The following is a 12,671-nucleotide window of genomic DNA, read 5'->3' as shown; positions in this document are numbered from 1 at the left end:
AACCGGTGCCTGACCATTAGATTCGAATCATGGCGGACACAAAGCGGGAGATCGAACGCAAGTATGAGTCCGACGACAGCGGCCTGCCCGACCTGACCGGAGTCGCCGGGGTCGAGGCCGTCGTCGACAAGGGCGTCGCGCATCTGGACGCCGTCTACTACGACACCCCGGACGAACGCCTCGTGGCGTCCTCGGTCACCCTGCGCCGCCGAACCGGTGGGTCGGACGCGGGCTGGCACCTGAAGCTCCCCGTCTCCGAGGGCGTGCGCGACGAGATCCGGGCACCCCTGTCCGACACCCTTCCCGACGAACTCGCCGCACTGGTCCGCTCCCGCGCCCGGGGCGTCGAGCTGGTGCCCGTGGTCCGGCTGCGTTCGAACCGCGATGTGCGCCATCTCCTCGGGGCGGACGGGCGGTTGCTCGCCGAGGTCAGCGTGGACGCCGTGCACGCCGAACGGCTCAGCGGCGGCGTCGGCGACGCCCAGTGGACCGAGATCGAGGTGGAACTCGCCGACGGCGGCGACCCGGCCTTCCTCGACAAGGTGGAGAAACGCCTGCGCAAGGCGGGCGTACGGCCCTCCGGGTCCGCCTCGAAACTGGCCCGGGCCCTCGCGGAGACCGCACCGAGGAAGAAGCGCCCGGCCGGCGGCGACCCGGTGACCGCCGGCGACCACGTCCTCGCGTACGTCCGCGCCCAGCGGGACGCGATCGTCGCCCTCGACCCGGCCGTCCGCCAGGACGTCGAGGACTCCGTGCACAGCATGCGTGTCGCCACCCGCAGGCTGCGCAGCACCTTCAAGTCGTACGGCAAGGTCCTGGACCGGGACGTCACGGACCCGATCGGCGACGAGCTGAAGTGGCTGGCCGGCGAGCTGGGCGTGGACCGGGACCGCGAGGTGCTCAGCGAGCGCCTGTCGGCCGCCCTCGACGAGGTGCCCGGGGCGCTGGTCTCGGGGCCCGTGGCCGAGCGTCTGGGCACCTGGGCGGGGGAGCGGCCCGGCGGGGCGAGCGCGCGGCTGGTCGGAGTGCTGGACTCCCGGCGCCACCTCGCCCTGCTCGACGCCCTGGACGCGCTGATCGCGGACCCGCCGCTGCTCGACGCGGCCGGGAAGAAGCCGCACAAGGTGATCGCCAAGGCCGTGCGGAAGGACTTCCGCAAGGTCGCCGGGCTCGTCGGCCAGGCGCTGGACCTGGAACCCGGCACCGACCGGGACAAGGCGATGCACGAGGCCCGCAAGAAGACCAAGCGCACCCGCTACGCGGCCGAGGCGGCCCGCCCGGCCCTCGGCAAGCCGGCCAAGACCATGGTCAAGTCCATGAAGGCGCTCCAGAACCTGCTGGGGGAGCACCAGGACGGCGTGATGGCCCGGCAGACCCTGCGCGAGCTGTCCGCGGTCGCCCACGCGGCGGGGGAGAGCGCCTTCACGTACGGGCTGCTGTACGGGCGTGAGGAGCAGCGGGCGGCGGCGGTGGAGGCGGAGCTGCCCGGGTTCTGGGACGGGATCAGGGGGGCCGCGGACGCCCTGTGACCCTCCGGGCGTACGGGGGGTGGCCGCGGCCGCGTTACGCTAGATGGTCACCCCTGTCCGTCCATGGAAGTGCGAGATGTCAGCCGAAACCGCCGCGTCGGTGTTCCCGCAGCTCGAAGCTCTGCTCCCGCATGTGCAGAAGCCGATCCAGTACGTCGGCGGTGAGCTCAACTCCACCGTCAAGCCGTGGGAGTCCTGCGACGTCCGCTGGGCACTGATGTACCCGGACGCCTACGAGGTCGGCCTGCCCAACCAGGGCGTCATGATCCTCTACGAGGTCCTGAACGAGCAGGAGGGCGTCCTCGCCGAGCGCACCTACAGCGTGTGGCCGGACCTGGAGGCGCTGATGCGCGAGCACCGGGTCCCGCAGTTCACGGTGGACAGCCACCGTCCGGTGGGCGCCTTCGACGTGTTCGGCCTGTCCTTCTCCACGGAGCTGGGCTACACCAACATGCTGACCGCCCTCGACCTGGCGGGCATCCCGCTGGAGTCGAAGGACCGGGGACTGGACGACCCGATCGTCCTGGCCGGCGGCCACGCGGCGTTCAACCCCGAGCCGATCGCGGACTTCATCGACGCGGCGATCATCGGCGACGGCGAGCAGGCCGTGCTGGACATGACGAAGATCATCCGGGAGTGGAAGGCGGAGGGCCGGCCGGGTGGCCGCGAGGAGGTCCTCTTCCGCCTGGCGAAGACGGGTTCCGTCTACATCCCCGCCTTCTACGACGTCGAGTACCTCCCCGACGGCCGTATCGCCCGCGTGGTCCCCAACAAGTCGGGGGTCCCGTGGCGTGTGGCCAAGCACACCGTCATGGACCTGGACGAGTGGCCGTACCCGAAGCAGCCCCTCGTACCGCTTGCGGAGACGGTCCACGAGCGCATGTCCGTGGAGATCTTCCGCGGCTGCACCCGCGGCTGCCGCTTCTGCCAGGCCGGCATGATCACCCGCCCGGTGCGCGAGCGCTCCATCACGGGCATCGGCGACATGGTGGAGAAGGGCCTGAAGGCGACGGGCTTCGAGGAGGTGGGGCTGCTGTCCCTGTCCTCGGCTGACCACTCCGAGATCGGCGACATCGCGAAGGGCCTGGCGGACCGGTACGAGGAGGACAAGATCGGCCTGTCCCTCCCCTCCACCCGCGTGGACGCCTTCAACGTCGACCTGGCCAACGAGCTCACCAGGAACGGCCGCAGGTCCGGCCTGACCTTCGCCCCCGAGGGCGGCTCCGAGCGCATGCGCAAGGTCATCAACAAGATGGTCTCGGAAGAGGACCTGATCCGCACGGTCTCCACCGCGTACGGCAACGGCTGGCGCCAGGTGAAGCTGTACTTCATGTGCGGCCTGCCCACCGAGACCGACGAGGACGTCCTCCAGATCGCCGACATGGCGACGAAGGTGATCGCCGAGGGCCGCAAGGTCTCCGGCCAGAACGACATCCGCTGCACGGTGTCGATCGGCGGCTTCGTCCCCAAGCCCCACACCCCCTTCCAGTGGGCCCCGCAGCTCTCCGCCGAGGAGACCGACGCCCGCCTGCAGAAGCTCCGCGACAAGATCCGCGGCGACAAGAAGTACGGCCGCTCCATCGGCTTCCGCTACCACGACGGCAAGCCCGGCATCGTCGAGGGCCTCCTCTCCCGCGGCGACCGCCGCATCGGCGCCGTGATCCGCGCCGTCTACGAGGACGGCGGCCGCTTCGACGGCTGGCGCGAGCACTTCTCCTACGACCGCTGGATGGCCTGCGCCGACAAGACGCTGCCCGCGTTCGGCGTGGACGTCGACTGGTACACGACCCGCGAGAAGACGTACGAGGAGGTCCTCCCCTGGGACCACCTGGACTCCGGCCTCGACAAGGACTGGCTCTGGGAGGACTGGCAGGACGCCCTCGACGAGACGGAGGTCGAGGACTGCCGCTGGACACCGTGCTTCGACTGCGGGGTGTGCCCGCAGATGGACACCCACATCCAGATCGGACCCACCGGGAAGAAGCTGCTGCCGCTGACGGTCAAGAACGCGACACCGGCACCGGCGGGGAGCGGGCACTCGCACTGAGGCTGCGGGGCGCTACGGCAGGGGGCGGAACGGGTACAGCATGTCCGGGCCCGGCTGGATGACGCCGTAGGTGCTTTCCGGGACTTCGTTCCAGGCTCCTGGGAGGTCGCCCAGGGGCTCGGAGACGACCAGGCGGGTTTCCTCGTCGACCTCGCGGAGGAACGCGGCGTCCGGGTGCAGGGCGCGCAGGGAGTCCACCGCGGTGCTGTAGAAGAGGGACCGCGACTTGCCCTCGCTGGAGTAGCGGAAGGCCCACACCCGCTCACCGTCCGAGAGGGCGACGGTCATCTGGAGGGGGTGGGGGACGCCGTGCCGTCGGCCGGTCTCCTCCACCAGGCCGGCCATGCGGGCCACGGCGCCCGGCGGGTCCTCGGTGAGGCCGAAGGTCAGGGCCAGGTAGAACATCAGCTCGGAGTCGGTCGAACCCTCCATCTCGGGATAGAGGGCCGGATCGACGGCCAGGGCCAGGTCGCGGCGGAGCCGGTGGAACTCGTTGATCATGCCGTTGTGCATCCACAGCCAGCGGTCCCTGCGGAAGGGGTGGCAGTTGGTCTGCTGGACGGCTGTCCCGGTCGTCGCCCTGATGTGGGCGAAGAACACACCCGAGCGGACGTGGTGAGCGACCTCCTGCAGGTTCCGGTTGTTCCAGGCCGGGCCCACGTCCCGTAGGACCGCCGGGGTGGCGAGGTCCTCGGCGTACCAGCCGATCCCGAAGCCGTCGCCGTTGGTGGTCTCCACCCCCATGCGGGAGTGCAGGCTCTGGTCGATCAGATTGTGCTGAGGCTCGAACAGGACGCGGCTGAGCAGGACAGGCGTGCCCGAGTAGGCGATCCAACGGCACATGCGCGCACTCACCTTCCTCGCAGGAGGAACGGCGTCACTTCCGTCACCAGTATGGACCGCCGGGGCGGGAGGAGCAGGGCGAGCGGTTCGCAGCGCCCCCCGCCCCGGGCCCGCTCAGCTTCCGTCGGCGGAGCCGGGGCCGTAGAGCGCCGCGATGTCCTTGGAGGTGGTCCAGCGGCTGTAGGTGGGCGCCTGGGGCCAGCCCTCGGGGGAGTCCTGCCACTGCTCCTGGCGGCCGTAGGGGAGGAGGTCGATCAGGGCGAAGGTGTGGCTGAGCTGCTCGGTGCCGCGGCCGTCGGTGTGCCAGGTGCGGTGGACGGTGTCGCCGTCGCGCAGGAGGACGTTGACCGCGAAGCCGCCGCCGGGCGGGGCGCCGACGTCCTCGCCGAAGGGGCTGTTCGCGGTGGAGTACCAGGGCATCCGGTTGCCGACCCGCTCCCGGTAGGCGAGGACCTCCTCGATCGGGCCCTGGGTGACGACGACGAACCGGGCGTCGTAGTTCTCCAGGAACTCCAGCCGGGTGAACTGCGCGGTGAAGCCGGTACAGCCCGGGCACTGCCACTCCTGGCCGGCGTTCCACATGTGGTGGTAGACGATCAGTTGCCGCTTGCCCTCGAAGACGTCCACCAGGCGTACGGGGCCGCCCTCGCCGTCCAGGGTGTAGTCGGGCAGCTCGACCATCGGCAGGCGGCGGCGCTCGGCGGCGATGGCGTCGAGTTCGCGTGTCGCGGCCTTCTCCCGGGCTCGCAGTTCGCCGAGCCGGCGCTCCCAGGTCGCGGCGTCGACGACTGGAGGCAGTGCGTGTGCGGTCATGGGTCCCCTCACAGAGTGCGGTTCTCTCCGGAGGCAGACCCCGGCGGGCGCGGGAACTCATCGGTCGCGGGAGGGAAGGGCCGCCGGTGCCGCGGCCCCTCCCCTCGGCAACGCCCTTCCGGTGCGTGCTACTTGCTCGCGGCGAAGCGCATCAGGGCCAGCTCGTCACCCTGCTTGATCTTGCCCGTCACGTTGATGACCTCGAGCTTCCAGGTGGCGCCGACCCGGACCGCCTTGGCGACCGCGCAGCCGTTGTCCGTGGTGAGCATGCTCGGCCAGATGTCGGCGACCTGCTGGGAGCTGCCGCCGGTGGCGTCGTACACCTTGAAGCTGATGTTGCGGGCCTTCTGGAAGGAACTGCCCTTCTTGTAGGCGGCGGCCACGAAGACGATCGACGTGATGTGCGGCGGGATCTTCGCGAACTCGACGGTGACCGTCTCGTCGTCGCCGTCCCCGTGGCCGGTCTGGTTGTCGCCGCTGTGCAGCAGGGAGCCGTTGCCGATGGGGTCGAGCGAGTCCAGGCCCGCCAGACGCACCGGGTCGCCGTCGTGCATGGCGATGGCGATCAGGTCGAGGTCCGTGCCGGTCTTGCGGCGCAGCTTGCCGATCACCCCGCCGCTGGCGCCCGCGGTCGGGTCCCAGGAGACCCCTATGGACAGATGGGTCACGCCGTCCAGGTCGGCGGGGCCGTCTTCCTTCGTAAGCGTAATCATGGGGACATACTGCACGGGCTTTCTCCGAGGTCCCACAGCGGATCCGTGGCCGTCGTCGACGAGAGGCGCACCGAGCCGCAACGGCCCTGCCACCGGGGTGGGTTGACGGTGACGGCAGCCGGTCCGTGCTCGCGGCCCCGCCGCCGTCCGTCGTCAACCGGCCCTCGCCCGGCCCCTGGTCACCCGTGCCGCCACCGACACCGCCTCTCGTAAGGTGACCGCGTCAGGGGCGGAGAATTCGAGGACCGGTGCGGAGCGGAGCCGCCGTACGGGATCCGGACGGGGAACTGAGGCGTCTACGTCGTTATGGACCTGGAGAAGCAGCCCGCGCAGCAGGCGTCCCCGCCCGAGGGATGTCTCACCGTCGCGATTCGCATCCCCGTACGCATCGTCGTGCTCGTGCTGGTCGTGCCCGTGCGGATCGCGTGGGACGCGCTCGTCGTGGTGGGACGCTTCCTGCGCGACAGCGTGCTGCGGCCCCTGTGGCGGGCGCTCGTCGTCTGGCCCTGCGTGGCCGTGTGGCGGTACCTGGTCGTGCCCCTCGCCAAGGCGGTCGGCTGGCTCGGCAAGGTACTCCTGGTCCTGCCCCTGGTGTGGCTGTACCGGTGGGTGCTGACACCGGTCGGACACGGCATCGCGTGGGTCGTACGGGGGATCGTGGCCGGCCTGGTGTGGGTGTACGCGCGCGTGCTCACCCCGGTCGGGCACGGGATCGTATGGCTCCTCAAGGGCGTGGGCGCCGGGCTCGTCTGGATCTGCACGGTGACCGGGCACGGCATCGCGTGGGTCGTGCGAGGGATCGTGGCCGGGCTGACGTGGGTGTACGCGCGCATGTTCACGCCGGTCGGGCACGGGATCATGTGGCTCCTCAGGGGCGTCGGGACCGTGCTCCTCTGGATCCTCACGCCGGTCGGGCGCGCGATCGTCTGGTGCGCGCAGGGGATCGCGTGGTGCGCCAAGGGCGTCGCGTGGCTGGCGAGCGCCGTCCTCACCGGCATCGGCGTCGCCCTGTACTGGATCGCCCGCGTCCTGCTCGTCCTGCCCTTCGTCGCCCTGTGGCGCTGGGTCCTCGCGCCCGTGGGGCGGGCCCTCGCCGTCGTCGGCCGGGAGGTGTGGGACGCCCTCGGGCACGCGTGGCGGATCGCCGGGCACATCTCCCTCGCCGTCGGCCGGTTCCTCTCGACCCTCTTCCGGTGGATCTTCGTCGAGCCGGTGCGCTGGGTGTACCGCGAGGTCCTGACACCCGTCGGGCACGTGATCCGGGACGCGGTGCTGCGGCCCGTCGCCGAGGCCGCGCGCAGTGTGGGCCGGATCACCCGGGCCACGCTCGCCTCCGCCCGGGAATCCGTACGGCAGGCCCGGGCCGACGTCCGGCGGGTTCTTTTCGGCAGTGCCGGGGGAACCCGTGAGCGTGAGGTGGTGGCCCGGCGGGAACCGACGGGCGCCGACACACGTACTCTTGGTAGCAGTACGACCGCACTCACGAAGGACTGAGCGACACTGGGCAAGCGACAGCCCGAAGGCCCGCCGCCCGCACCGGCGGTGCAGCGCATCCGACTGCGCTACACCAAGCGCGGCCGCCTCCGGTTCACCAGCCACCGTGACTTCCAGCGCGCCTTCGAGCGTGCGTTGCGCCGCGCCGAGGTGCCCATGGCGTACTCGGCGGGGTTCACGCCGCATCCGAAGGTGTCGTACGCCAATGCCGCACCCACCGGCACGGGCAGTGAGGCGGAGTACCTGGAGATCGCGCTCACGCAGGCGCGCGACCCGGAGAAGCTCCGGCTCCTCCTCGACGAGTCGCTGCCCGCCGGGCTCGACGTCGTCGACGCGGTCGAGGCCCGGACCTCGGGACTCGCCGACCGGCTCACCGCTTCCGTGTGGGAGCTCAGGCTGGACGGCGTGGCACCGGCCGAGGCCGAGCGCGCGGTCGCCGCGTTCAACTCGGCCGAGGCGGTCGAGGTCCAGCGCACCACCAAGAACGGCCTGCGGACCTTCGACGCCCGCCCCGCGGTCGTCCACCTGGAAACGCACAGTGAACCCGCTGATAGGCCGACCGACCAGCCCTGTGCGATACTGCGGCTGGTTGTTCGGCACGTGACGCCTGCCGTACGACCCGACGACGTCCTGTCCGGTCTCCGCGCCGTGGCCGACCTGGCGCCGCCGGTCCCCGCAGCGGTGACCAGGCTGGCGCAGGGGCTGCTCGATGAAGAGACCGGCACGGTGACCGACCCGCTCGCGCCCGACCGCGAGGCAGTCGAGGCCCACTCAACGGCCGAACCGACTGCCGCCGCGAAGGCGCCGGCGTAAGGAAGGTCCCGCGAAGGACGGGCGTCGTAGCGCAGCCCTCGTACTCGGGAGCCACCTGGGTCGGGCAGCGCACCGACCACAAGACTTTCGCCAGGCCGTACCCAACAAGGGCGTACGGAACCGGCGAGACAGGACACAGAGAGCTCCCGTGCGGCGCCCGCGCCCCGGACGGCGGCACCGCGCATCGCGCGAGCCGCGGACGTCACCGGCATCCTCGCCGGACCAGGCGCGGCGCCCGGGAGCCTGACGGGAGACAAGCCCGCATGCTCGAACCGACCGAACCCATCGAGGGTTCCGAACAGAACACCCCGAGCGACACCCTGCCGCCGCGTCGTCGGCGCAGGGCCGCTTCCAGGCCGGCGGGACCGCCGGTCGCCGGCGCCCCGGGCGCCGAGGAGGTCGTCGCTCCGGCCATACCGGCCGCGGAGGCCGAGGACCTCGTCACGGACGAGGAGGAGAAGCTCGACGAGAACGTCGTGGCGGAGGAGCCGGCCGAGGCCGCGCCGCGTCCGCGCCGACGTGCCACCCGCCGGGCGTCCGCCCCCGCCGGGGCCCCCGCGGCGGCCGAGGCCGCCGAGACCGTGGTGCCAGTGGCCGCCGCCGAGGCGCCCGCACAGCTCGCGGCCGAGGACACCGCGCCCGCCGAGACCGAGGACGCGGCTCCGCCCGCCGCGCGCACCCGTCGGCGTGCGACCCGCCGGGTGACCGCGCCCGCCGCCGCCCCCGCGGCCGAGGAGTCGGCCGGGACCGAGGCGCCGGTGACCGCCGAGGCGCCCACAGAGACAGAGGCGCCTGACGCCGAGACCGCCGCGCCGGCTCCGCGCACCCGTCGCCGTGCCACGCGCCGGGCCGCCGCGCCCGCCGGTGCTCCGGAGGCCGCCGAGCCGGTGGCCGCGGAGCCGGTGGCCGCCGAGGCGTCCGAGGAGTCCGCCGCGCCCGCCGGGCGTACCCGTCGCCGTGCCACGCGGCGCGTCTCCGCGCCCGCCGGGGCCCCCGAGGGCGAGAGCGTCGAGGCCGCGCCGGCCGAGGCCGCCGCCGAGACCCCCGTCGTGCAGGAGCCCGCCGCCGAGGCCCCCGTCGAGGAGGCCGCCCCGCGCCGTGCCCGTCGCCGGTCCGTCCGTCAGGCCGCCACCGGGTTCTCCGAGCCCGCGCGGCGCGGCGGCGCCGCCGGTGCCGACGACGAGGACGGGTCGGCGCGCCGGCCCGCGCGCCCCGCGGTCGCCGTGTTCCAGGCTCCCGTCTTCACCGAGCCGCAGTTCCAGACCCCGCAGCGGGCCGCCGCCGAGGCCGCCGCCGAGGCGGAGGCCGGACAGAGCGAGCCGGCCGAGGTCGTCGAGCCGGTCGAGGAGACCGCCGTCGAGGAGCAGACCGGCTCGCGGCGCCGCCGCCGTCGCCGGGGTGCCGGTGACGAGCCCGAGGTGCAGGAGACCGCGGCCGAGACCGTCGTCGAGGAAGAGGAGACGGACGAGGCCGCCGAGGACGCCGCCGAGGACGACGCCGACGCCGAGGAGACCGGCTCGCGCCGCCGTCGCCGGCGCGGTGGCCGCCGCCGGCGCCGGGGCGAGTCCGCCGAGGCGTCCGGTGACGAGGACGCGGACGACTCCGACGAGCCCGCCGCCGAGGAGGCCGGGCGCTCCGCTCAGTCCGCTCAGTCCGCTCAGGACGAGGACGACGCCGACGCCGACGCCGAGCACGACGACGAGGACGACGAGGACGCCCGTTCGGACGAGTCCGGCGGTTCCAGCTCCAGCAGCCGTCGCCGCCGTCGCCGCAGGCGCCGGTCCGGTGACTCCGCCGACAGCGAGCCCGGTGACGGCGACCCGGAGCGGACCGTCGTCAAGGTGCGCGAGCCGCGCCCGAAGTCCGAGCCGTCCGACGAGGTGCAGTCCATCAAGGGCTCGACCCGTCTGGAGGCCAAGAAGCAGCGTCGCCGCGAGGGCCGTGAGCAGGGCCGCCGCCGCGTGCCGATCATCACCGAGGCCGAGTTCCTGGCCCGCCGTGAGGCCGTCGAGCGCGTGATGGTCGTCCGGCAGAGCGGTGAGCGCACCCAGATCGGCGTGCTCGAGGATGGCGTGCTCGTCGAGCACTACGTCAACAAGGAGCAGGCCACCTCCTACGTCGGCAACGTCTACCTGGGCAAGGTCCAGAACGTCCTGCCGTCGATGGAGGCCGCATTCATCGACATCGGCAAGGGCCGCAACGCCGTGCTGTACGCCGGTGAGGTGAACTTCGAGGCGCTGGGCATGGCCAACGGGCCGCGCCGCATCGAGTCCGCGCTCAAGTCCGGCCAGCCGGTGCTCGTCCAGGTGACGAAGGACCCGATCGGGCACAAGGGCGCGCGTCTGACCAGCCAGGTCTCCCTGCCGGGCCGTTACCTCGTGTACGTCCCCGAGGGCTCGATGACCGGCATCAGCCGCAAGCTGCCCGACACCGAGCGGGCGCGTCTGAAGACCATCCTCAAGAAGATCGTCCCCGAGGACGCGGGCGTCATCGTGCGCACCGCCGCCGAGGGCGCGAGCGAGGACGAGCTGCGCCGCGACGTCGAGCGACTGCAGGCGCAGTGGGAGGACATCCAGAAGAAGGCCAAGAGCGGCAACGCCCCGACGCTGCTCTACGGCGAGCCGGACATGACCGTCCGGGTCGTCCGCGACATCTTCAACGAGGACTTCTCCAAGGTCGTCGTCAGCGGTCAGGAGGCCTGGGAGACCGTCCACGGATACGTCTCCCACGTCGCCCCCGACCTCGCCGAGCGGCTGCAGAAGTGGACCTCCGAGGTCGACGTCTTCGCCACGTACCGGATCGACGAGCAGCTCGCCAAGGCGCTGGACCGCAAGGTCTGGCTGCCCAGCGGCGGTTCGCTGGTGATCGACCGGACCGAGGCGATGGTCGTCGTCGACGTCAACACCGGCAAGTTCACCGGCCAGGGCGGCAACCTGGAGGAGACGGTCACCAGGAACAACCTGGAGGCGGCCGAGGAGATCGTGCGTCAGCTCCGGCTGCGCGACCTCGGCGGCATCATCGTGATCGACTTCATCGACATGGTGCTGGAGTCCAACCGGGACCTGGTGCTCCGGCGTCTGCTGGAGTGCCTGGGCCGGGACCGGACCAAGCACCAGGTCGCCGAGGTCACCTCGCTGGGCCTGGTCCAGATGACCCGCAAGCGGGTCGGCCAGGGCCTGCTGGAGTCCTTCTCCGAGACCTGCGTCCACTGCAACGGCCGCGGTGTCATCGTGCACATGGAGCAGCCGACCTCCGCCGGTGGCGGCGGCAAGCGCAAGAAGCGCGGGCGCGGCGGCGACGGGCACGAGCACACCCACGAGGCCGCGGCCGTCGTGGAGGCGCCGGAGGAGATCGAGGTCGAGACGGAGGCGGAGGTCGCCGCCGAGGTGGCCGAGCCGATCGCGCTGACCCCGGCCGAGTTCGCGCCGGACGAGGAGCTGTACAGCAGCATCGCCGAGGCGGAGGCGGCCGCCACGCGCGGACGTGGCCGTCGCAGGGCGAGCCGCCGGGCGTCCGCTCCGGCCGGTGCCCCGCGGGGCGGCGGGTCGAGGCGTTCGGGTGGTGCCGAGGCCCCGGCCGACGTGGAGAGCCCGGTGTCCGAGGACGTCGAGGTCCCGACCGCCCAGGCCGTGCCGGCCGAGGCGGAGGTGGCGCGTCCGGTGCAGCCGGAGACGGCCGCCGAGGCGCAGGCCGAGCCGGTCGCGGCGGAGGACCCGGTGGTCGAGGCCGCGCCGGCCGCGCCCGAGCCCGCCGTCGCCGAGTCCGCCGTCGACGAGGCCGCTCCCAAGGGCCGTACGCGTCGCCGCGCCACCCGCAGGGCGTCGGCTCCGGCCGGTTCCCCGGCGGGCGCCGAGGCGGCCGTGGTGACGGTCGCCGAGACCGTCGAGGCGGCTCCCGCGGCCGTGGCGCCGGTCGAGGAGGCCGTGTCCGAGGCCGCTGCGGCCGAGCCCGAGGCGGCCCCCGAGAGCGCCGCCCCGGCCCGTCCGCGCCGCCGTGCCGTCCGCAAGGCCACCGCGCCCACCGCGTCGGAGGAGGCGGCCGTCGTGGTCGTGCCCTCGGCCGAGGCGCCGGCCGACCCGGAGGAGGCCGCCGAGGAGGCGGTTCCGGCCAAGAAGACGGCTCGCAAGACGGCCAAGAAGGCCACGGCGAAGAAGGCGGCGACCAAGAAGACCGTCGCCAAGAAGACGGTCGCGAAGAAGACCGCCGCCAAGAAGACGACCGCGAAGAAGGCGGCGTCGAAGAAGACGGTGGCGGCCGAGCAGAAGGCGCCCGGTGCCGTCTCCAGCCCGGCGGAGGAGTCCTGACGGTCCACGTCGTCTGACGGACGGTCACCGAATGGATTCGGCCGTATGAAGATCGAAATCCGCTCCTGGTTCGCCGGGAGCGGATTTCGTGATTCTGTGGGTATTGCGTCCGAAC

Annotated in this window: 8 protein-coding genes; 5 read left to right on the top strand and 3 right to left on the bottom strand. The window is 72.5% G+C overall.

All coding sequences use genetic code 11. From position 1 onward, the window contains the following. The first annotated feature begins 29 nt into the window (after nt 1-29). Both ACZ66S_RS02605 and ACZ66S_RS02600 read left to right on the top strand, forming a co-directional pair. Nucleotides 30-1,529, top strand: coding sequence for a CYTH and CHAD domain-containing protein (locus ACZ66S_RS02605; protein WP_469899105.1), 1,500 nt, complete (start codon nt 30-32; stop codon nt 1,527-1,529). A 76-nt stretch (nt 1,530-1,605) separates the two neighbouring features. Continuing rightward, entirely contained in the window at nt 1,606-3,576 is a 1,971-nt protein-coding gene (locus ACZ66S_RS02600; RefSeq protein WP_469899104.1) for a TIGR03960 family B12-binding radical SAM protein, read from the top strand. Between the two features lie 12 nt (nt 3,577-3,588). Here the strand turns inward: ACZ66S_RS02600 and ACZ66S_RS02595 are convergent, their stop codons facing one another. From ACZ66S_RS02595 to ACZ66S_RS02585, 3 genes are all read right to left on the bottom strand, one after another. Then, the gene (locus tag ACZ66S_RS02595) at nt 3,589-4,419 is read right to left on the bottom strand and encodes a class II glutamine amidotransferase (RefSeq protein ID WP_469899103.1); all 831 of its coding nucleotides are present in this window, start codon (nt 4,417-4,419) and stop codon (nt 3,589-3,591) included. 114 nt (nt 4,420-4,533) lie between these two features. Continuing rightward, a complete protein-coding gene (locus ACZ66S_RS02590; protein WP_469899101.1) occupies nt 4,534-5,232 on the bottom strand; it encodes a DUF899 domain-containing protein in 699 nt (232 codons plus the stop codon). 128 nt (nt 5,233-5,360) lie between these two features. Further along, nucleotides 5,361-5,945, bottom strand: coding sequence for a TerD family protein (locus tag ACZ66S_RS02585; RefSeq protein ID WP_123764962.1), 585 nt, complete (start codon nt 5,943-5,945; stop codon nt 5,361-5,363). A gap of 306 nt (nt 5,946-6,251) precedes the next feature. Here ACZ66S_RS02585 and ACZ66S_RS02580 point away from each other — a divergent pair, with 306 nt between their 5' ends. From ACZ66S_RS02580 to ACZ66S_RS02570, 3 genes are all read left to right on the top strand, one after another. After that, entirely contained in the window at nt 6,252-7,439 is a 1,188-nt protein-coding gene (locus ACZ66S_RS02580) for a hypothetical protein (protein WP_469899100.1), read from the top strand. Between the two features lie 48 nt (nt 7,440-7,487). After that, nucleotides 7,488-8,252, top strand: coding sequence for a TIGR03936 family radical SAM-associated protein (locus tag ACZ66S_RS02575; protein WP_469899098.1), 765 nt, complete (start codon nt 7,488-7,490; stop codon nt 8,250-8,252). A 263-nt stretch (nt 8,253-8,515) separates the two neighbouring features. Beyond that, on the top strand, nt 8,516-12,556 hold the full coding sequence (locus ACZ66S_RS02570) for an Rne/Rng family ribonuclease (protein WP_469899096.1): 4,041 nt from the start codon (nt 8,516-8,518) through the stop codon (nt 12,554-12,556). Nucleotides 12,557-12,671: the final 115 nt, after the last annotated feature.

Source organism: Streptomyces sp. NPDC107471 (assembly GCF_055582845.1).
This window is presented reverse-complemented; position numbering and strand designations above follow the sequence as displayed.